Source organism: Christensenella tenuis (genome assembly GCF_014287795.1).
Classification (GTDB): Bacteria; Bacillota; Clostridia; order Christensenellales; family Christensenellaceae; genus Christensenella; species Christensenella tenuis.
In genome coordinates, this window is the sequence record NZ_JACOON010000007.1 from 187,341 (window position 1) to 207,840 (window position 20,500).

General features: G+C 49.6%; 18 protein-coding genes. 2 read left to right on the forward strand and 16 right to left on the reverse strand.

All coding sequences use genetic code 11. The features are described from left to right. Nucleotides 1–38 precede the first annotated feature (38 nt). Genes nadE through araD form a run of 3 tightly spaced genes read right to left on the reverse strand, consistent with a single transcriptional unit; the run spans nucleotide 39 to nucleotide 2,883 of the window. On the reverse strand, nucleotides 39–1,220 hold the full coding sequence (nadE, locus tag H8S18_RS13240; protein WP_186858743.1) for an NAD(+) synthase: 1,182 nt from the start codon (nucleotides 1,218–1,220) through the stop codon (nucleotides 39–41). Beyond that, nucleotides 1,221–2,216, reverse strand: a complete 996-nt coding sequence (locus H8S18_RS13245; RefSeq protein WP_186858744.1) for a helix-turn-helix transcriptional regulator — start codon at nucleotides 2,214–2,216, stop codon at nucleotides 1,221–1,223. After that, on the reverse strand, nucleotides 2,206–2,883 hold the full coding sequence (araD, locus tag H8S18_RS13250) for an L-ribulose-5-phosphate 4-epimerase AraD (protein WP_186858745.1): 678 nt from the start codon (nucleotides 2,881–2,883) through the stop codon (nucleotides 2,206–2,208). Before araD ends, H8S18_RS13245 begins: the two co-directional genes overlap by 11 nt. A gap of 179 nt (nucleotides 2,884–3,062) precedes the next feature. On the opposite strand from araD, the gene H8S18_RS13255 reads away from it, so the two are divergent. Further along, nucleotides 3,063–4,271 carry an OFA family MFS transporter gene (locus H8S18_RS13255; RefSeq protein ID WP_186858746.1) on the forward strand — a complete coding sequence of 403 codons (1,209 nt, stop codon included), beginning with the start codon at nucleotides 3,063–3,065 and terminating at the stop codon, nucleotides 4,269–4,271. Nucleotides 4,272–4,338: 67 nt separating this feature from the next. On the opposite strand, the gene H8S18_RS13260 is transcribed toward H8S18_RS13255, so the two are convergent. Continuing rightward, entirely contained in the window at nucleotides 4,339–4,749 is a 411-nt protein-coding gene (locus H8S18_RS13260) for a PaaI family thioesterase (protein WP_186858747.1), read from the reverse strand. 389 nt (nucleotides 4,750–5,138) lie between these two features. On the opposite strand from H8S18_RS13260, the gene deoC reads away from it, so the two are divergent. Next, on the forward strand, nucleotides 5,139–5,840 hold the full coding sequence (deoC, locus tag H8S18_RS13265) for a deoxyribose-phosphate aldolase (protein ID WP_186858748.1): 702 nt from the start codon (nucleotides 5,139–5,141) through the stop codon (nucleotides 5,838–5,840). 52 nt (nucleotides 5,841–5,892) lie between these two features. Here deoC and H8S18_RS13270 read toward each other — a convergent pair whose 3' ends face one another. From H8S18_RS13270 to H8S18_RS13325, 12 genes are all read right to left on the reverse strand, one after another. Then, nucleotides 5,893–7,407 (reverse strand): sugar ABC transporter ATP-binding protein, encoded by a 1,515-nt coding sequence (locus H8S18_RS13270; RefSeq protein ID WP_186858749.1) that lies wholly within the window; start codon nucleotides 7,405–7,407, stop codon nucleotides 5,893–5,895. A 113-nt stretch (nucleotides 7,408–7,520) separates the two neighbouring features. Continuing rightward, nucleotides 7,521–8,678 (reverse strand): sugar ABC transporter substrate-binding protein, encoded by a 1,158-nt coding sequence (locus H8S18_RS13275; protein WP_186858750.1) that lies wholly within the window; start codon nucleotides 8,676–8,678, stop codon nucleotides 7,521–7,523. A gap of 51 nt (nucleotides 8,679–8,729) precedes the next feature. After that, nucleotides 8,730–9,731 (reverse strand): ABC transporter permease, encoded by a 1,002-nt coding sequence (locus H8S18_RS13280; RefSeq protein WP_186858751.1) that lies wholly within the window; start codon nucleotides 9,729–9,731, stop codon nucleotides 8,730–8,732. Between the two features lie 18 nt (nucleotides 9,732–9,749). Then, a complete protein-coding gene (locus H8S18_RS13285; RefSeq protein WP_186858752.1) occupies nucleotides 9,750–11,033 on the reverse strand; it encodes a uroporphyrinogen decarboxylase family protein in 1,284 nt (427 codons plus the stop codon). A gap of 178 nt (nucleotides 11,034–11,211) precedes the next feature. Next, complete coding sequence (locus H8S18_RS13290; protein WP_186858753.1) at nucleotides 11,212–12,252, reverse strand: NAD(P)-dependent alcohol dehydrogenase; 1,041 nt, start codon at nucleotides 12,250–12,252, stop codon at nucleotides 11,212–11,214. 233 nt (nucleotides 12,253–12,485) lie between these two features. After that, nucleotides 12,486–13,616, reverse strand: a complete 1,131-nt coding sequence (locus H8S18_RS13295) for an ROK family transcriptional regulator (RefSeq protein ID WP_186858754.1) — start codon at nucleotides 13,614–13,616, stop codon at nucleotides 12,486–12,488. Nucleotides 13,617–13,858: 242 nt separating this feature from the next. Further along, the gene (locus H8S18_RS13300; RefSeq protein WP_186858755.1) at nucleotides 13,859–15,121 is read right to left on the reverse strand and encodes an O-acetylhomoserine aminocarboxypropyltransferase/cysteine synthase family protein; all 1,263 of its coding nucleotides are present in this window, start codon (nucleotides 15,119–15,121) and stop codon (nucleotides 13,859–13,861) included. Between the two features lie 143 nt (nucleotides 15,122–15,264). Then, nucleotides 15,265–15,999, reverse strand: a complete 735-nt coding sequence (ymfI, locus tag H8S18_RS13305; RefSeq protein WP_186858756.1) for an elongation factor P 5-aminopentanone reductase — start codon at nucleotides 15,997–15,999, stop codon at nucleotides 15,265–15,267. Nucleotides 16,000–16,200: 201 nt separating this feature from the next. Then, entirely contained in the window at nucleotides 16,201–18,105 is a 1,905-nt protein-coding gene (locus H8S18_RS13310) for a DUF2207 domain-containing protein (protein ID WP_186858757.1), read from the reverse strand. Nucleotides 18,106–18,165: 60 nt separating this feature from the next. Then, entirely contained in the window at nucleotides 18,166–18,738 is a 573-nt protein-coding gene (locus H8S18_RS13315) for a LemA family protein (protein ID WP_186858758.1), read from the reverse strand. Nucleotides 18,739–18,774: 36 nt separating this feature from the next. Then, on the reverse strand, nucleotides 18,775–19,119 hold the full coding sequence (locus tag H8S18_RS13320; RefSeq protein WP_186858759.1) for a cupin domain-containing protein: 345 nt from the start codon (nucleotides 19,117–19,119) through the stop codon (nucleotides 18,775–18,777). A gap of 91 nt (nucleotides 19,120–19,210) precedes the next feature. Further along, entirely contained in the window at nucleotides 19,211–20,488 is a 1,278-nt protein-coding gene (locus H8S18_RS13325; protein WP_186858760.1) for a homoserine dehydrogenase, read from the reverse strand. Nucleotides 20,489–20,500 lie beyond the last annotated feature (12 nt).

The window sequence follows — 20,500 nt, forward strand, 5'->3', positions numbered from 1 at the left end:
TCGTGCCCGCTCATTTCTTCTTGCTTATGTGCCGCTCCCTATTTCACTTTCGTCAGGCAGTCCTTGAGGAGCGTCACCTGGCAGCGGCTGTTCATCAGATGCAGCAAAATGCGCTGAAAGGTTTCGTCTACTTTCCCCGAAACCACCACATTCCGTTCGATATTATGCGCCAGCCTGCCATACGCGTCGTTTACCCCGCCGTCGCCTTCCGGTAAAAAACAATTATAGCGGGCGATCGGCGTATTGACCGTCTTTTTAATATCCGCATAAAACGTATCTTTCAGGTGCCCGTCCGTTACATAGACTACATTCTGCTCCGGATGCGCATTGATGTAGCCGACTGTCGAGTTTAAGACCCGTTCTTCCTCCACGGTTCCGATGTGGATATGCGTGACCGGTTCCCGGTGTGTATATTCATCTTTCAAAGAGGCCGCCAAGGCGCGTTTGTGCATGGAGCGGTCATACGCCGCTTCCAGTTTTTCACGCGCGTCGTCCGGAATGATGTTTCCTTTCAGATAGGCGCAGATATCCGCATAGCGGATGCCGAGTTCTTCCTCGTCCGTAGCGGAAATACCAAGCCCCGCTGCGGGTTGTTTTGAAAGCACCTCCGGCGGCGCGCCGTACGTTTTCGACATTTCATAAATATCGTCTTTGACCAGTTCCTGCAACGGATTGAAATCGCTGCCTCCATCGCCATATTTGGTATAAAAACCAGTGACCGCTTCCGTCGCGTGGTCCGTGCCCGCGACGAGCATTCCCTTTGCAAGCGCATACTGGTACATCATCCGCAGGCGTGGCTGAAGGTTGCCAAGCGTATAGGCATCCTGCGAAAATCCCTGCGCACCTTTGAGGTCGCTAAGCGCACCCGCATAACCGCCCGCAATAGAAACCGTATCGCATATGGTTTGCGGATTCAGGCGCATAATCTGCCGGGCGCTGTCTTCCGCGTCCTTGAAATCGCCCTGCACACCGTTCGGCAGGAGCACGATATACATTTGTTTTCCTTCCGCAGCGCATGCCTCGGCGCACAGGGCGGCGCACAGGAAGCTGTCCACTCCGCCGGAAACGCCGAGCACCACGCCTTTTGCGTTTGCCCTGTTCATATAGCGCCGGATAAAATCAACCGTCTGGGCTTTTTTACCCGCAATATATTCTTCCTGCCCCTGGCGGTCACGCCTGAAGTCAGGAGAAATGTCATTTAAAATCTGCCGCTGTTTCATTTACCGTTCCTCCGTATATAAAGCGCCCATGCGTTTTACTTCCTCTTTCAGTTCCCGCTTCAATCCCTCCGGCGCGAGCACCTCCGCCTGTGCGCCAAAAGAAAGCAGCCAACTTTTGATATCCGGTGTAATGGCCGCCTCTTTTTCAAACAACACTGCCCCGTCTTCGTCCGTAAGGCGGTCTGCCTTGCGTGCATGGTATTCCTTTACCAGCCGGGCCGCATCCCCGGTGAACCTGACCCGGATTTCCGTGAGTTCCTCGCCCGCCAGTTTATCAAACCGCGTCTTTCGGTAGTCTTCATAAAAGCGCTGGGGCACGGTGAACGTCTCCCTGAGGAGTTCTGCATCCTCGATCCGCGAGACGCGCAGGTCGCGTACCGCTTCACGCAAATGACAAAAACCGATGGTATGCCAACATCCCTCGCGTACCTCAAGCACATATGGATCGAATATCCGCTCCGCAGTTTCGCCCGTGGAAAAAGAATGGTAGCGGAGCCGGAGGCTGCGGGACGTTTCAAGCGCCTCCTGCACAAGTGCAAGGATCTCCTCGTCCGTTTCACTGTCCGCCGCGGCCTCGGGAACAATCTTTATCATCTTCTCCACGTTTTCCATCGCGCTGCGCGAAAGCTCGGGCAGTTTCCCCAAAATCCGGCGAACGATTTTAAGGGCGTCTTTTGCCATACCGAGGGATTCATATGTTTTCAACACCTGTTCCGTAAAATACAGCGATACAACCTCCGCCATGGAAAAATCCATATCAGAAAGGGCATATTTATCAGCCTTGTATACAAGTTTTCCATCCTGTTCTTCTTCATATACAAAAAAATTCTGCGAAATATAATCCATATCGCGCGCAACCATCCGCCGGGTGGCGTCAATATCCGCCATGCGCTTCAGGCTGTCGATAATTTCGTTGATGGTATACCCGCCTTTTCGTTGGGAGAGCAGGGACAAAATGAAAAGCTGGCGTTCTGTGGAGGTGGATTTATTGCTCATTCTTTCCTCCCTGTTTCCTTTGTACGTGCTTTTCAATCAGGTATTTGTTCATATCCGCATCTGTATTGAGGCGCAGCGTATAGAACGCCATTTCCGCCACATATTCGAGGGCGACCGCATTATCGACCGCATCCGCAATATCCCTGCCCCACACGAATGGCCCGTGGTTTTTAACGAGGATCGCCGGGGTTGTCATCGGGTCTTTTAATGTAAAAGCGTCCGCAATAATGCGGCCCGTATTTTTCTCATAATCCTTCGCAATTTCTTCCGGGCGCATGGTTCGCGTTACCGGGATATCATATTTGAAATAATCCGCATGCGTAGTGCCGAGATTCGGAATGCTTTCTCCTGCCTGTGCAAACACCGTCGCCCATTTGGAATGGGTGTGGGCAACGCTTCCAACCTGGGGAAACGCTTTATAGATTTCGAGGTGTGTGAACAGATCCGAAGAAGGCGTATGCGACCCTTCGAGTATCTTTCCTTCCATATCGCACACGATGAGGTCATCCGGCTTGATTTGAGTAAAGGCGATGCGGCGCGGCTTGATGACAATATAGCCCGTGCGCTCATCCCGCGCGGAAATGTTTCCCCAGCGCAGGGTGACAAGGCCGTTTTTCGCAAGTTCCTGGTTCGCCTTATATACTTCTATTTTAAGTCCTTCCAACATTTCGGTTTCTTATCCTCTTTCATTCATATGGCGCCCTCACAGCCACCGGTGGGCCATTCTCCGTTCCATTCTTATTTTACATCCTGCCGCGTGAATCCACAAGTCCGGCGTTGATTTTCGCAGTGAAATCATATACTATTAGGTTAATACATTAAAATCCGGTTTGGAGGGTATTTCTCATGGGAAAAAAAGAGAACAAGGCGCTGCCGCTTGTCGCGGGGGCGGTGATCCAACTGTGCATCGGAATCATTTACATCTGGAGCATTTTCCAGCCCGCCGTTATGGAATATTATTCCTGGAGCGCGGCGGACGCGTCCGTCACATTTTCCATTATGCTCGCCACCTTTGTACTCGGCATCGTAGCCGGCGGCAGGATCAACGACAAAAAAGGACCCCGTCCTGTGGTTTTCCTTGGCGGCATCCTGTTTTGTGCAGGTATTTTCCTTTCCTCCTTCGTACCGCGGGAGATGCCGCAACTCATCTGGCTGTTTTACGGCGGTCTTGCAGGGTTTGGCGTGGGCGCGGCCTATACTTCAACTATTTCTTGCGCGCAAAAATGGTTCATGGATAAGAAAGGTTTTGCAACCGGGGTGATCGTGTGCACCTTCGGGGCCTCAACGGTTGTTTTTACGCCTGTGGTCAACACCTTACTGAAAACAGCAGGCGTTTCCCAGACATTTTTTACGCTTTCCATCATTTTCCTTGCCGTTATCCTCGTTTTCGGCTGGTTCGTAAAAAATCCTTCCAGGGAATATATGGATAAATTTGAAATAGCGCTTCCCGATCTTTCCCGGCAAAAACAATATACGCCCGGCGAAGTTCTGAAAACAAAATATTATTACTTTATTTTCCTCAGTATGCTGCTTTTGACCCCTGCATATTTTATCATCAATCCGCTGCTGAAATCACTGGGGGAACTCCGCAGCCTTACCGAAGCCGCAGCCCTTGCGGGCGTGATGGCTACGGGTATGGCATCCGCCGCTGGAAGGCTTCTGGCGCCGTGGCTATCCGACCGCATCGGACGCAGGAACGTGCTGTTTTTGCTTTATGGAATCACGCTTGTAAGCATCCTGCTGCTGACGTTTGCGCAGAGTTACTTCTTCATTGTCCTCATCGCGCTCGTTTCTTTTGCCTTTGGCGGGAGCGCGGGCGTATATCCGGCTGTTACGGCGGATTATTTCGGCATTAAGAACAATGGGGTGAATTACGGACTTGTAATGATTGCGTTCGCGGTCTCCGGCCTGCTTTTCCCCGCCATCGCAAAAGTGGTAACGCCGGATGGTATTCCGTCGGCATGGACATTCCTTGTGCCTGCCATTGCCTCGGTTGCAGGCATCCTGATAACGCTGGCGCTCAAAAAGGACCGGGCAAAAAAAGCAACGACTTGATTTTGCAGCAGCTAATGAAACGAAACTAAAAAGCAGGGAAAATTCCCTGCTTTTTGGTTCCGGCAAATTACCGTTCCAGCCCGATGCTTCCTTCTTTGATAAACCCGGAAACGGTCATAAAGGCCACGGGCGTGCCAAGATCGTCCGTGATTTCGACTTCGTAAAGGCATGTTTTCCGTGTGAAGGCAGTTTCCTTTGCCCGCGCGACCAGCGTCTTGCCCTTTGGGGGACGTACATATGTGATGTTGTTGTTCAGGGACACCACATTTCCATGCTTGCAGTTGGCCGCAACCGCAAACGCGAAATCCGCAATGGTGAAAATCATTCCGCCTTGCACCACATTCCCGGCATTGAGATGCTGGTCTGCGATTTCCGCGGTACATTCGCATATGCCCTTATCTGCGCTTTTAATTTCAATCCCAAGCGCTTGTACAAACCTGTCCTGCCTGAAAAACTCTTTTACCCGTTCAATATCCATAGCTGCCACCTCGTTTTGATTATTCGCACAGAAAAATTATACAACAAAATATCGAAAAATTCTTCAATTTATTCATTGACAATACAGCGCTTCCCGGTCTATGATAATACTGCTTTCAGTAAATTAATTGTTGCGCCGCGCGCAACAGAAAGTATGGCAGCTTTTCATTGCGTGTGGTGTTTTCCCTCCCGGAAAACCTTGCGCGGGCTGTGTTTTGGTTCGGTATACCGCCGCCGCAGTCCCAAATATATGCTGCACAAGGCGGGCCAGTCAAAGGATGGTTTCCCCCGGAAACCGCAGTTTTCCGCAGACGGCTGGCGCAGGACGCTCTGGCAAGCTGCAACGATTGCTAACCAATAAAATTGTTTGAATTATCGGAGGATCATGTTATGGTTTCTTTGGAAACGCTGCCGGATATGATTGATATTACGGCTGTAGCGGCGGATACGCGCCTTTCGGATGTCGACCGCATTTGTGATATTGCAAAAGCCTATCACTGTGCTTCTACAATTACGCTCCCGTGTTACCTTGCACGCACTATGAAAAACACGATTGGTTATGAGCTTCTCCACGGCTCGGTAACGGGATTTCCTTACGGCGGAGAGCTTACATCCACCAAGGTTTACGAAGCAAAACAGCTTGAGCTTCTGGGCGCTCAGGAAATTGATATGGTCATGAATATCGGCGCGTTCCTTTCCGGTAATCTTAAGTATACAAAGCAAGATATTACGGCGGTATGCGAAGCCGTAAAAGTTCCCGTAAAGGTGATTATCGAAACGGCGCTGCTGGACGAAGCGCAAATTGCCAAGGCTTCCGAACTCGTAGCAAGCGCGGGCGCTCCCTGGGTAAAGAGCAGTACGGGATTTCACGGGAAGCCGACTACCGTTGAAATTGTGCGCATCATGAAAGAAGCCGCGGGCGAAAACGTAAAAGTAAAGGCGGCGGGCGGGATTCGAGACCTCGACACAATGCTGGAAATGGCTGACGCGGGCGCGGAGCGGTTTGGCCTTGGCGGACGCAGCTGTGAAAATATTTTCCTTGAGCTTGACAGACGGCTCGGGCGGGAAAACCTGATGGAATATATCAAATAAAACATACCAAATAAAAAGACGCACATTTTAAGGTGCGTCTTTTTATTTGGCCTTAGCTTTCACATCCTGTTGCGTAATACATAATTTTTTCTTCGGACAATTCGTTATGCATGAGTTCTCCCATAATCTTTCCCTCGTGCATCACAATGACCCTGTCACATAGAGTCAGCGTTTCCTGCATTTCAGATGACACGAGAACCACACTGATGCCCTGTTTTACCAAATCGTTAATAATGGCATAAATCTCCTCTTTTGCCCCAATGTCGATGCCCTGAGTCGGTTCGTCGAGAAACAGTACCTTGGGATGATTCATCAGCCACCTTGCTATGATGACTTTTTGCTGGTTTCCGCCTGACAGGTTTTTGATTAATTGATCAATCGTCGGCGTTTTTACCCTAAGTTTTTCGGCGTATTCACAGGTGATGCCGTCTTCGCCTTTTAAGTTCAACAGCCCTGATTTCCCGCGCATTTTTTTCAGATAAACTGACGTCATATTATCTTTTACACTCAGGTTCAGGAACAATCCCTGCGCTTTCCTGCCTTGGGGGACAAGTCCCATTCCGCATTCGATGGCTTCTCTGGCGCTCGCCATTTTTTTCTCCTGTCCCATGACCCGGATTGTCCCGCTATCCCTCTTATCCACACCGAAAACAGCCTGCAACATTTCGCTGCGGCCTGCGCCTACAAGACCAGTAATGCCGAGTGTTTCCCCTTCATACAGCTTCCAGCTGGCATGTTGTACTTTCCGGCCGACACATAAGTCCTCCACTTCCAGTACCACTTTGCGGTTCGTATAACTTTCCACAAAGGAATCCCTTATGGTTTCCATATTATATTCCCGGCCGACCATCAGGGAGATCATCCGCTGCATCGTCATATTCGCAGCCGCAGTGGTCTCAATGTGTTCTCCGTCGCGCATTACAGTGATCGTATCGGATAGCCGCATCACCTCATCCAATTTGTGCGAGATGTAAATAATAGTGATTCCTTTGCTTTTCAGGTCGCTGATGATACGGAACAGCGTTTCAACCTCAGATTGTGTGAGCGCGCTGGTAGGCTCATCCATGATAATCAGCTTTGCATTGAGTGCCAATGCCTTGGCAATTTCCACAAGTTGCTGCTGGGCGGTACTGATTTCCCGGATTAATGTTCGGGGATCAAGATAATCAAGGTCTACATATTTCATTGCACTGGTCGTATCCTGATATAATTTTTTCAAGTCTACCAGGCCGAGTTTGTTTTTTGGCAGCCTATTTTCGTATATATTTTCTGCAATACTCAACGCATTTGACAGGGAAAGTTCTTGGTGAATCATCGCAATCCCCATATCCTGCGCATGTCTTGGACTTTTCAACTTAATTTGTTTGCCACCGAAAAAAAGTTCCCCTTCCTCGGGCGTGTAAATTCCGGCAAGCACATTCATAAGGGTAGATTTTCCCGCGCCGTTCTCCCCCACGATTGCATGGAAATCCCCTCTTTTGATATCGAAACTAATATGGTTTAAGGCTCTTACCCCGGGAAAAATCTTTGATATGTTTTTGATCGAGTAGATCACTTCTGTATCCATATGCATATTCTCCAAGTATTCGGTTTGTCCGGGCATTCCTGCCGGACGTTTTTTACAGGGAGACTGCAGTATATACTTCAGCCTCCCTGCCTCAGGAACAAACTTTCCTACAATCAGCCATTTCCATAAACGTAGCCGATCTTATCCAGATATTCATCTACGTTTTCCGGCGTAATGACATCAAGCGCCGTGAACGCATTTCCTTCTACCTCCGGAGTGCCCGTAATGCAGTAATTGTAGCCATAAATGATTGGATTTGCGCCCTGATCAAACGGCCCTTGCGCTATGGTTGCCTGAATCGTATTATCGCGCAGGCCATCGACAATTGCATCCTGGTAATCGAAGCAGACCATTTTCAGTTCGCCTTGCAGGCCGAGGTCGCGGATTGCCTGGGCTACGCCAATCTGTCCGGATGCTGTTACGAGAATACCGTTCATATCCGGGTTTGCTGTAATCAGGTCTTTTGCAACCGTATATGCGACATCATCGTTGTCGTTGCATTCTACCGCCGGGATAACCGTAATATCGGGATATTTCTCCGCTAGTTCATCTTCCATACCAGTCCTGCGCAGTTCGTGGGAAGAAAGGCTGAACAGGCCTGTGATAATGCCGACCTTTCCTTTTTCATCCAGAAGTTCAGCCATCAGGTCCGCTGATTTCTGTCCTGCCGCATAGAGATCCTGCCCGACGAATGCAACCCGTGTGGACGGCTCGGTTGTATCCGTGTTATAGGTATATACATGGATGCCTGCCGCCGTTGCCTTGTCAATCGCCGGAATCAGCGTATCGGAAGCACCAAACAAAGTGATAACGTCATATTGCTGGACGATGCATGTTTCAATCGCATCCGACATCGCCTGCGCATTCATGTCTTCAAAAGTGATGATATCAACCTGGGCATTATATCCTTCCTGTGCCAACAGCGCTTTTGCAGATTCAATGCCGCTCACCACTTCCAACCAGAACGGTCCGTAAGGAATGCACAAGGATGCAATTTTGATCTCTTTTCCTTCTGTGTTTTCCACCGCCTCCACACTGATCCTGTCAAGGTCTACCTTCGCTCCTTCGATGATGGTCCCGGCATCAGCGGCACTCTCCGCCGGTGCTGCACTTTCTTCGCCTGTACTTTCACTTTCCGCAGGAGCCGCCGCACTCTGTGAACCGTCAGCCGAAGCCGCCGTTCCCGTGCCGCTGCCGCTGCAGGCTGCAAGCGCAAATACCAGAAGCAATACCGCACATAACAGTGCTACCGTTTTCTTTGTCTTTCTCATTTCTTTCCTCCCTAATTTGTTTTGATCTATTTCACTTGATATGAAATACGGTTAAACAACTTCTTTCCGGCGGTTGTTAATGATATTCTTGATCGGCGCAATGGACACTGCCACAAGAATTACAATGCCAATCATTGCCGTCTGCCAATAAGAAGTGACGCCCAGAAGCACGAATGCATTTTTAATCAGCCCTATGATAGCCGATCCTACAAGAACGCTCCACATTTTTCCTTCGCCGCCGGCCATACTGAATCCGCCAATGACCACGGCGGCAATTACATCCATTTCAAAGCCGCTGCCAAGTTGGGAATCTGCCGCATGCAGTTTGCCTGCCGCAACGATACCGCACAGTGCCGCAAGCGCTGCCTGAATTACATAAACCAGAAGCTTAAGGTTTTTGGTATTGATACCCGAGAGTTCAGCAGCGCGTTCATTGTTCCCTACGGCATAAATATTTCTTCCGGTCAGCGTCCTTGTTGAGAAGATCACGCCGACAATAACAACGATGAACATGATGATGACCGAGAACGGCAACTGCCCGACATAGCCGCCGCCAAGGAACGAAATCGGGCTGTCGAAGGTAACTGCCCTGCCCCCCGATATCAGCAACTGCGCCCCGCGCAATACATATCCCGTACCCAGCGTAACGATGAACGGCGCAATCCCAAGACGTGTAATGAGAAGCCCATTTGCGCAGCCGATCAGCATGCCGAGCGCAATTACGATGAAAAACACCGCAAACATGTTCATTCCTCCTGACAGCAGCACTGCGAGTACACATCCGCTGAATCCTAAGGTATAACCGATTGAAAGATCGATTCCGCCAGTGAGGATGACCAGGGCCATGCCGACGGAAACAATTGTGATCTGCGACATTTGTTGAAGGACATTGAAGATGTTGGCTGAAGTCATAAAATATGGACTCGCAAACGACATTACGACACAAATTGCCACAAGTGCTACCACGATGCCGAATTCACTGCTGTTGACAAACCTCCTGAATCCTCCCCGTTTTACATTCTTCTGAAGTTCTTTTGCTTCATTTCCACTCATAACTTCCATACTCCCCGTTTATTTGTTTTCCATTTTTTTATTGTAATCCGCGATTGCGGCGAACATCGCTTCCAGATTTTCCGCATCCGTCGGCCCCTGCACATTATGGATTGTATTGAACACAAAGCCGCCTCCCGGCGCAAAAATCCCAAGCCGCTGCGATACCTCTTCATACACCTCTTCCGGCGTTCCGAAGGGAAGCGTTTTTTGCGTATCAACCCCGCCGCCCCAGAACACGAACCGGTCTCCCCACTGTTGCTTCAGCATGACGGGATCCATTCCTTCGGCCGAGCATTGCACAGGATTCAGAATATCCACCCCGGCTTCGTACAGGTCCGGCAGCAATTCTACGATTGATCCACATGTGTGAAAAAAGACTTTCCAGTTTGTATTTTCATGAATCCATCCATTGACCTTTTGAAAGGGTTTGAGGTAAAATTCCCGGAACATGTCTTTTGATATATACGGTCCGTTTTGCGTTCCAAAATCTGTTCCGCTCACCATCATTACCTGCATTTTATCTCCGGTGGCTTCCTTAAGGAGCTTTGCATTTTCAATGGCGATTTCGGCTTGCATTTCATAGCAATCATGCACATAATCGGGGGCGGTGTAATATGCCAGCAGCCACTCCTGCGGGTCTCTGATTCCATCGGGTTCTTTCACGGCCGGCCCTTGCAGGAAGCCCATGTCTCCCATAGCAGTTAAGATGCTTGAATAAATCATGCCATATCCTGTGTTATTATAATAATAGTTGACCTTCTCTTCGACATTGCGCAGCTTGTGTTCTGACAGCACTGCAAAATCATTTTTAAAATCTTCCCTTGCACTTGATGTTGCCTCGTCGTATGGTTTCCTGATTCGTGTGATATTATTAAAAAAATATCCTCCTTCCATCAGCACTGCACACGGCTTTGTATTGCGGTCTCCACAGGGGAACATATAAATTTCTCTATCGGGGCCTTCTTTTACTTCAAACCCGCCTGCTACTTCGACCGGATCGCCGCTTGGAAGAGTCCAAGGTTTCCAGTCCTTGTTTTCAAAGCCATACACCGTGTAGTTGGGGTCAATTCCCACTACGTCGATCCCAAGGCATTCGCGGGTATCTTCTTCAATCATGCCTAGGAGTTGGAACGGTTCGTTTACCTTAACGGGTTTTTCCTCAAGGCCCATTTTCTCCCGCAGCAGCCGCAAGGCATGTGCCTGTATCCCCGTTACGGTTGTAGAACCCATGTCAACAACGACTTTTCCGGGATCTTCATGGTTTATTGTTTTAATCAGCCTTTCTCTGGAATCCAGTGCCATAACTACCTCCGTTATTTCAAATGTGTTGTTTATCTCGTTTTCGAATCGCGGCCGCAAAGGCCATTCGCTGCAAATGCGGCCCATATGAAAAATATGAATTGGCGAATATCGTTTGGAATTTTGGGCTTAGTCCTCAAGCTTTTGACCTCGTACTCTTCCCTGAGACATCTCTGATTGGTTAATTGATCCGGATAACCGCTTTCACCACATCGTTTTTCTGGTGCATATTTACGTCGAACGCATGCGCAATCTCTTCGAATCCAAATTCATGCGTCACAATTTTAGAGATGTCGATCAGGCCGGTCGACACAGCCTTAATTGCTTTTCCAAAAAGATTTTTATAACGGAAAATTGTTTTGATTTCGGCAACCTCACCCATCAATTTTGAAAAATTAAAGTCAAATTCATCCTGCGGCGCCATCCCTACCAGAACGATTGTTCCGCCCCGTTTTACAAGGTAGGGAGTTTGCTGCGTTGTTTTGACGGCCCCCGCCGTTTCAATTACGACTTCCGCGCCTTCCCCGCCGGTCAGTTTTTGACAGGCAGCCAACACATCTTCCTGCGAGGCGTCTATCACATTCGTCGCGCCCAGCTCAAGCGCTTTGTCCAAACGCTTTGGGATAACGTCAACTACGGTAATATCTGTAGCTCCGTGCGCCTTGCAGGCCAAGAGCGTGGTGAGTCCGATACATCCGGCTCCCAGGATCAGTACGCTGCTTCCGAGGGTTACGTTCCCCTGTTCTGCGGCTTCCAAACCGACCGACAAGGGTTCAATCAGCGCGCCTTCCTTTGAAGAGACAGTATCCGGAAGCTTAAATGCCATGTTCTCCGGGAATGTAATATAATTTTCGAAGCATCCCTGATACGGGGGCGTCGCCAGAAATTGTACGTCCGGGCAAAGGTTATATCTTCCCGTCTTGCAAAATTCGCACTCACCGCAGGTGATGCCCGGCTCAAGCGCAACCCGGTCGCCTTCCCGAAGGGTTTTTACGCCGTTTCCGGTCTTTACGACTGTTCCCGCGCATTCATGTCCTAGAATAAAGTCTCCATTCACGATGAAATCCCCAATGCGCCCGTATTCATAGTAATGCACATCACTTCCGCAGATTCCGACATATTCCAGCTTTACGAGAATCTCCCCGTCTCCGGGAACCGGCATCGGTATCTCTCTGATTTCCATTTTTTCCAAATCGGTCATAAAAGCCGCCTTGTTCGTCATGATTCAATTCCTCCGTTGATCATTCTGTGAACGTTCAAAGTATTTTGTTTTAATTAATTAAAATCATTTTAAATATGTTTTGAAAACTTGTTAATGGAAGTATACGTCAAAAAAATCTATGTGTCAATAGAAAATTTTATAATTCGGTAAAATTTTTAAAAAAATAATGCAATCGTATAAAAAAGCCTCCCGCTATCTGATACGGGAGGCAGCAAACGTAAATCCGGCTGACGTTATATGGAGTTTAAAAATTGGTCGACATAGTAGAGGGCACCGCCAACCGCCGTTGCCTCCGACTTGTAGCTGCATCCCTTTACGTAACTTCCGTCGAACTCAAATGTATTCCGTTCCGCAACAAGGCCGCGCAGCTGCCGGATCTCTTCCGCCCCCATCTGCGCCCCGACATATCCGCCAATTACAATGTCGCAGTCAAAGGCCATACGAAGATCGTTTACCCCCACAGCCAAATGGTTCAGGTATGTTTTCCATATCTTCAAATGCCGTTCGCTTCCATTGCGTATTTCGTAAAAAAAACGCTCCAGGTTTCCGTTTGTGGCATTGGAAAGTATTTTGGCATTACAATATACATCCATGCAGCCACGCTGCCCACAGTAGCAAGTTTTTCCATTGGGAACGATTGTGATATGCCCAAATTCACCGCCGCGCTGGTTTTTTCCAAAATTCACGGTGTTATTCAGTATAATACACCCGCCTACACTGTTATTCAGGGAAAGATAGACCATATCTACCGACTCTTTTTTGTTCCAGATTTCCGCAAACCCCGCCGCATTCGCGTCATTATTCAAAACGCAAGGGAAATCAAGGTATTGTTTAAAGCTTTCCAAATTGCCTTTTCGCATACCCAGAAGCGGGGAATATGTCATTTCAGAGCGGTCTTCGGAAACAATCGCCGGAACCGAAATGCCGACTCCAAGTATTTTTTCTTTTTCAATCTGCAGGCCGCTTATCATGTCATTGGTGAATTCCGCGACTTTTTTAAAATAAACCGGAGTATTTTCAAAAGGACACTTGATCCGCAGATTGGTTTTAATGTTACACCCCAAATCAATGACGACCCCCCCGATATGGTTCCGCGTTACATCGAGACCGACTGCATAGCGCGCTTCGGCATTATAGACAATGGCCTGTGCCTTCCTGCCTCCTGTCGACTCAAACATTCCTGCATCGACGATGAGGCCTTGTTCCTGGAGTTCCTTTATATTCTGCGCCACGGTTGGGAAGCTCATGCGCAGGGCATAAGCGATATCCTGTTTTGATTGCGGCTCTCTCTTATACAGGTAGCGAAAAATCTTGCTCCTGTTCATCTTTTTCAGCTCAATCGTGCTGACTTTACGATCATTCATAACTCCAGCCCAAACCTTTCGGCATTTCTATACTTTTACAAAAGACTTTTTTTATCATAATAAAATTGTAAACGATAAACGTTTAAATTGCAATTGTTATTCTCTAGATTTGTGTAATTTTTATCAAACTAGCCTATTAAACTGCATGGAACATACAAGGCAATTTTCCCCCATTAAAAAGGCCCATGACCGAGCAAAGTGCCATGGACCCTTTGATGTTTTATCATTTTGTTTGATGCCGCTCAGCGAACGGCCTGAAACCCTTTTTCCAGATCTTTGATAATATCGCCGATATTTTCTATGCCGACCGAAAGACGGATCATCCCCGGTGTGATGCCTGCGGCAACCAGTTGTTCATCCGAAAGCTGCCTGTGCGTTTCGCTCGCCGGGTGCAGCACACAGGTTTTTACTGTCGCCACATGCACCACGTTCGAAGCCAGTTCAAGGCTGTCCATAAATTTTACAGCCGCCCCGCGCCCTCCTTTGAGCGAGAAGGAAACGACGCCGCTTGCGCCTTTCGGCAGGTATTTTTGCCCCAGTTCGTAATACCGGTCGCTTTTGAGTCCCGGATAGTTGACCTCTTCCACCTCCGGCTGCGCCGCCAGAAATTCGGCCGCGGCCTGCGCATTCGCACTGTGGCGTTCCATGCGGAGCGCAAGCGTCTCAATGCCGAGATTCAATAAAAACGCTCCCTGCGCCGTTGGGCTCGCGCCGATATCGCGCATGAGCTGTGTGCGTGCTTTCGTAATATAGGCAAGTTTGCCGAACGTTTCCGTATACGTCACGCCATGATAGCTTTCATCCGGCTGTGTAAGTCCCGGATAGTCTTTCCAGTCGAAATTACCGCTGTCGACGATCGCTCCGCCAAGCTGTACTGCATGGCCGTCCATATATTTGGATGTAGAATGCGTTACGATATCCGCGCCGAATTCAAAAGGACGGCACAGGATGGGCGTGGCAAACGTGTTATCCACGATCAGCGGTACTCCGTGCCGGTGCGCGAGATTTGCAAAACGTTCAATATCGAATACGCTGATGGCCGGATTGGCAATCGTTTCGCCGAACACGAGCTTTGTGTTGGGACGAAAGGCCTTTTCAAGTTCGCTATCCGGTGCGTTTTGGTCTACAAACGTACATTCGATCCCCAGTTTTTCCAACGTTACCCCGAACAGGTTAATCGTCCCGCCGTATACTTCGGAGGCGCAGATCATGTGGTCGCCCGCTCCCATAATGTTCAGGAGCGCAATCATATTTGCAGCCTGTCCGGAGGAAGTACACATGCAGCCCACGCCGCCTTCGAGCGCCGCTATTTTTTCCTCCACGAACCCAACCGTCGGATTCGCGAGGCGCGTATAAAAATAGCCTTCCGCTTTGAGGTCAAAAAGATCTCCTATGTGTTCTGTGGAATCGTAGTTAAAGGTCGTACTCTGGTAAATTGGAAGCGCATGCGGTTCCCCGTTTTTCGGCTTCCAGCCTTCATGCAGGCATTTCGTCTCTACTTCCATATCGTTATACCTCCTGCTTTATATTTCTAGTATCATATCATAACTACATAATTTTTTCCTGCAAAAATGAAAAATCATTACCTCTTTGGATATGCAGGCCGAGTCTATGCAGAATCCTGCTTTTCCGCGTACATAGCGTAACATCAGATAACAAGGCCTCCGTTTGGGGACAGTACCTGTCCGGTGACAAAGCGCCCGCTTTCTCCCGCAAGGAATAATACGGCCTGCGCGATATCTTCAGGCGTCCCGAGGCATGCAAGCGGCGTTTCCTCTGCAAGTTCCCTCCGCGCACCTTCATCCAATCCCGCGGTCATATCCGTTTCGATTACACCGGGCGCGACGCAGTTGACCCGCACTCCGGAAGGCCCCACCTCTTTTGCCAAAGCTTTTGTGAAGCCGATCACCGCCGCCTTTGAGGCGGAATAGTGAACCTCGCACGATGCGCCTGTTATTCCCCAGATAGAGGAAAGGTTGACGATACATCCGCGTTTTGCGCTGACCATCCCCGGCAGTACGGCCTGCGTACACAGGAACATGCTTTTTACATTGACGTCAAACATATGCTGCCATTCTGCCTCCGTAATATCTGTAAACAGCTTTTGCTGCGCGATGCCCGCATTATTTACGAGCGCGTTTACACTGCCAAACCGGCATTCTATTTCCTGAATCATCTTTGCAACCTGCATGGCATCGGATACGTCTGCCCGGAAAAGATCCGTGCTTACGTGCATCCGGCGCAATTCATCCAGGAGCCCTTCCGCTTCCTGTCTGCTCTTATTATAATTTACCGCCACACACCAGCCCGCCCGGCCGAATGCAAGCGCACATGCCCTGCCAATGCCGCGTGACGCGCCGGTGATAAGAACCGTTCCGTTCATAACCGCCACTCCCGTTTTCTAATCATTTTTTTATCGCAGGCCCGAAGCGGCAAAGCCAGCTAAAAGGCGTGTTGCGATGCCTTCCCCGGGTGCCCTGTACGATCCCAGCGCAAGCGGATCGTATAGGGAAAAGGAGCAACCGCCAATAAGGCGATGCTTTGCCGTGAAGCGGCGAAGCTAGCTAAAAGGCGTGTTGCGACGTCACCAGCCACCGCCACCGCCGCCGCCAAAGCCACCACCGGAAAAGCCGCCGCCGGAGAAACCGCCTCCTCCGCCAATTCCGCCGCCGCCAAAACCACTGCCGCCGGAACTTTTGGTTGCCATCATATTCTGCTGCGTATAGTACAGGCTATTGGAAAGCATGCTCGCAAACCATATCGTCGTGAATACGGAGCCGTTATATCCGTAATACCAGCTTGGGGGCTCGACGGCAATACTTTCAAATTGCTTAGCCCATTTGTCCGTCACTCCCAAAACATACGCATAGGGCAATATGCTGTAGAAATATTTAGGATCGCCTTCTACCAGCATCTTAAGCTTATCCGCTTCCACCGTCTCGATGAAATGTTTGAGTCCGAGGATCCGGCCTGACCACTGTGCGCCCCGGTCCGTGCGCCTGCGCATTTGCGTGGCAAGAATCACCATGATGACAGACGCCGCAATGGGCACGACGGTCCACAGGCCAAAGCTATCCATACTGAACAGCGCCACCACTCCGAAGAATGCCGCGAATAAAATTACATTTACGATCATGGATCCCGTTTTGGCAGAAAGCTTTTCCGACCTCCACTTGTTTACATTTGTGCACAGCATAGACGTAAACATACCGCCAAATATCCATGCAATCGCCCCGGAAAAAATTGCCGCAAACCATTCGTAGGATTCCAGGTAATTCCCGAACGCAAACATGAGAACGGCGGGAAGCACCGCTACCGCGCTTGTAAAGCTTTGCCGCCTTGTCGATTTTTTAGTAAACACGAGGTTTTGTCCCGTTTGGTATTTATCCTTAATCCGGTCTTTTACAGCCGCGATGGTAGACGCAAACTTATACTGCATGTCTTTGATGCGCACGCTGTCCCGTCCCGCAAACATTTTGTCAAACAGGATACGCTCGTAATCGTTTGCCGTGTCTGGAAGGTCTTTCAGCTTCTGGAAGCGCAAATCCTTCTTATCCTCCTGGTGAATCTCAAGATTGCCCTGATCCGCCCAGTAGATAAGCAGAGATACCGCGTCCTTATCTTCCACAACGCCGTCTATGATATAACCTACATCCGCGGAGTTCATACCCTCGGGCGGATAAAATTCAACGGTTTGTATTTCCTGTTTTTTCTTTCCTGCGGTAGCATAGAGCGCAATCACGATGGCAAGCACCGCCAGGCCGCCGATAATCCATGGAAAAACCTGGCTATGCGGGTCGCGGGCGCCCACATAATATCCGTCCGGAAGCTCGATACGGATGTTGACGCCTTCATACGGCGCAATTTGCTGATCCACTTCGCCCGTAATTGTCGTACCGTCCACTTGGTATTTGAGCGCATCCATGTTATAGCCGGAAGTCCCATAGGAGCCCGTGGAAAAACCAATATTTGCCGTATCAAAGTCTTTCGGCATATAAATGGCAAAAGAAAAATGTTCCACTGGCGCGGGCCATAAGGGTTCCAGCAGGTTGAAATTGAATTCATCAAATTCCGGCCTGCCATCGTCGCCCGGATCCATCATATAGCCGAAATGATAGGTTTGCTCTCCCGTTACGTATGTGTCTGGATCACCCATTCTAATTTGGAGGATATCCCCGTCTTTTTCCGTATCATACTGCCCGTCTGCAAAAACATTACTTATTATAACCTGATAAGTATCTTTATAGATCTCACCATTGTAACGCCGCGTTACGTCTGCGCGCGTCGGGACATCGACCCCAAGCCCGTGCATGGGTTCTAGCCAGTTCACGGTCATCGTGTCTTCCACGCTGTAAGTGTTATTTTCATGTACTGTGATTTCCCTGTGGTAATCCTCAATCACAAAGTTGGAATTATAGGTCTGTGCAGATCCAACCGCAGGAACCAGCAGCACAACCAGCGCAACCAGAAGCAATAGAAATTTTTTCATAATCCCTCTTTAGCAAAATCGCAGCCGCTTTTGCGGCTGCGTATTTTGTTTCTGTGTTGTTTAGAACTGCACCTTCACGTTTTCGCGCTCTGCTGCATTTTCCACTTCATACATCGGCTGTTTCGTGAAGTTGAACTTTTTGGCGATCAGCCGCGTCGGGAAAGTCTCCAGCTTGGTGTTGAACATCCTCACGTTGGCATTGTAATATTTACGCGCATTTGCGAGATCTGTTTCCACCATATTGAGCTGGTTCTGCAAATCGAGGAAGTTCGTATTTGCCTTCAGGTCCGGATATGCTTCCGCTACCGCGAACAGGCTGCGGAGCGTTCCGGAAAGAATGTTTTCATTTGCAAGGCGTTCCTCTGTCGTAGAAGAATTCGCCACGCTGTTGCGGGCTGCCGTCACCTCGTCGAGCGTACCGCGTTCATGCGCCGCATACCCCTTGACCGTTTCCACAAGGTTCGGGATCAGGTCGAACCTCTTTTTGAGGTACACATCGATCGTCGCAAACGCTTCTTCGATGCCGTTCTTCATTTTGATAAAATTATTGTAAGCAACAATGTACCAGATGACAATAATGACGACGATCGCCGCTACAATGCCGATTAAAATCCAAAGCCATGTCAGATCCATCAGATTTCTCCTTTCGGGAAAGTTCCCCTGTGAGCGTTACCCTTTGACAATGATCGCGTGGAACACCAGTTCCCCGTCTCCCGTATTCCTGAGGCCATGCGTTTCACCATCATAGCAGATGGTGACGTCTCCGGCCGCAACGGGCACTGTTTTACCATTGTCGTTATATTCGCCGCTGCCCTGCGTAAGGCAGTATATCTCCGCCTCGCCGTGGTGCGGGTGATCGCTTACCGTCGCGCCCGGCTCGAGCGTGATTGTCGTAAGCAGGGAGAGGTTAGGGCACATTTCCGCATCCCCCAGCCAAGACATAAGCTGCGCTTTGCCTTCGCCGTTTCCGCCGAGCTTATCTGCCTGTACCGCTTCATGTTTTCCAATAATCATTCTTTTAAACTCCTGTCTTAATAGTGTCCTTTTCTTTACCGGGAGGCTCCCAAACCTTCGCAGCCTATTGCTTCGCAGCACCTGCGGGCAATTATTTTTCTACGCGGATGCAGTTTGGAACGCCGACCACCGCGTCAAGCTCCTTGATTTCTTCAATTGCCCGGCGCAGGTCAAGCTCGTGCGCTTTGTGCGTCACCAAAATCAGCGGCGCGCTGTCTTCGCCCGGCTTTGCACCTTTTTGGATCACGCTTTCGATGCTTACGCCGTGTTTACCGAAAATCCCTGCGATTTTCGCAAGCACACCCGGTTTATCCTGTACATCCGTTCGAATAAAATATTCCGTGAGCCAGTTGTCATTGAATTTGACGCCGGCTGCCTCGTAGGTATTCTCAAACGTCGCATAGCGCGGATGGTCCGCGTTGTGTACCGCATATACCATATCCGACACAAGCGCGCTCGCCGTCGGGAAATCCCCCGCGCCCTTGCCGTACCACATCATCTCGCCTACGGCGCTGCCATTGATGAAAATAGCATTAAACGAGCCCTTGATGCTCGCGAGCGCGTGGTCTTTGCGGATCATCGTCGGATGTACGCGCACCTCAATGCCGCCGTCCGCATCTTTTTTTCCAATGGCCAGAAGTTTCACCACATAACCGAGTTCCCGCCCGATGGCGATATCCGCCTTGGTGATCTTCGTGATTCCTTCGCAATAGATCTTATCTACAGGCACACGCGCGTGGAACGCCATCGAAGCGAGGATAGACAGCTTATAGCGCGCGTCGTAGCCTTCAACATCGCTTTCCGGGTTTGCTTCCGCATAACCGAGCTCTTGCGCTTCTTTCAATACATCGGCAAAATCGCGTCCCTCGTCGTCCATTTTGGTCAGGATATAATTTGTCGTCCCATTGACGATACCGTAAATCCGGTCGATGCTGTTGGCCTGCATGGAATCATTGAGCGCCCGCAAAATTGGGATTCCTCCGCCCACAGCCGCCTCGAAATAGAACCCTGCGCCGCTGCGCTTTGCCGCTGCTTCCAGGTCGGGCCAGTTCTGAGAGATCATGTCTTTGTTGGCGGAAACGACCGTTTTGCCTGCTTCGAGGGCTTTCAGGATAAATTCCTTGGATGGATGCTGGCCCCCCATGACCTCGGCTACAATAGAGATCTCCGGATCGTTTACGATTTCGTCGATATCCTTGGCTTTCTTCTCTTCCGGTACATCTACCGCATAAGAAAGAGCCAATGTCTTTTTGACCTCGAGACAGATTCCGTCTTTATGTTCGATGTTCTTTCCTTCCTGTTCAATCAGCTGATAGATACCGCCGCCTACGGTACCCATGCCGAGAATTGCCACTTTTACGTTTTTCATAGCTGTAACTCC

Coding starts and splice junctions, on each gene's coding strand:
- nadE (WP_186858743.1), bottom strand. CDS start 1,220: ATGAAACAGCGGCAGATTTTAAATGACATTTCTCCTGACTTCAGGCGT.
- H8S18_RS13245 (WP_186858744.1), bottom strand. CDS start 2,216: ATGAGCAATAAATCCACCTCCACAGAACGCCAGCTTTTCATTTTGTCC.
- araD (WP_186858745.1), bottom strand. CDS start 2,883: ATGTTGGAAGGACTTAAAATAGAAGTATATAAGGCGAACCAGGAACTT.
- H8S18_RS13255 (WP_186858746.1), top strand. CDS start 3,063: ATGGGAAAAAAAGAGAACAAGGCGCTGCCGCTTGTCGCGGGGGCGGTG.
- H8S18_RS13260 (WP_186858747.1), bottom strand. CDS start 4,749: ATGGATATTGAACGGGTAAAAGAGTTTTTCAGGCAGGACAGGTTTGTA.
- deoC (WP_186858748.1), top strand. CDS start 5,139: ATGGTTTCTTTGGAAACGCTGCCGGATATGATTGATATTACGGCTGTA.
- H8S18_RS13270 (WP_186858749.1), bottom strand. CDS start 7,407: ATGGATACAGAAGTGATCTACTCGATCAAAAACATATCAAAGATTTTT.
- H8S18_RS13275 (WP_186858750.1), bottom strand. CDS start 8,678: ATGAGAAAGACAAAGAAAACGGTAGCACTGTTATGTGCGGTATTGCTT.
- H8S18_RS13280 (WP_186858751.1), bottom strand. CDS start 9,731: ATGAGTGGAAATGAAGCAAAAGAACTTCAGAAGAATGTAAAACGGGGA.
- H8S18_RS13285 (WP_186858752.1), bottom strand. CDS start 11,033: ATGGCACTGGATTCCAGAGAAAGGCTGATTAAAACAATAAACCATGAA.
- H8S18_RS13290 (WP_186858753.1), bottom strand. CDS start 12,252: ATGACGAACAAGGCGGCTTTTATGACCGATTTGGAAAAAATGGAAATC.
- H8S18_RS13295 (WP_186858754.1), bottom strand. CDS start 13,616: ATGAATGATCGTAAAGTCAGCACGATTGAGCTGAAAAAGATGAACAGG.
- H8S18_RS13300 (WP_186858755.1), bottom strand. CDS start 15,121: ATGGAAGTAGAGACGAAATGCCTGCATGAAGGCTGGAAGCCGAAAAAC.
- ymfI (WP_186858756.1), bottom strand. CDS start 15,999: ATGAACGGAACGGTTCTTATCACCGGCGCGTCACGCGGCATTGGCAGG.
- H8S18_RS13310 (WP_186858757.1), bottom strand. CDS start 18,105: ATGAAAAAATTTCTATTGCTTCTGGTTGCGCTGGTTGTGCTGCTGGTT.
- H8S18_RS13315 (WP_186858758.1), bottom strand. CDS start 18,738: ATGGATCTGACATGGCTTTGGATTTTAATCGGCATTGTAGCGGCGATC.
- H8S18_RS13320 (WP_186858759.1), bottom strand. CDS start 19,119: ATGATTATTGGAAAACATGAAGCGGTACAGGCAGATAAGCTCGGCGGA.
- H8S18_RS13325 (WP_186858760.1), bottom strand. CDS start 20,488: ATGAAAAACGTAAAAGTGGCAATTCTCGGCATGGGTACCGTAGGCGGC.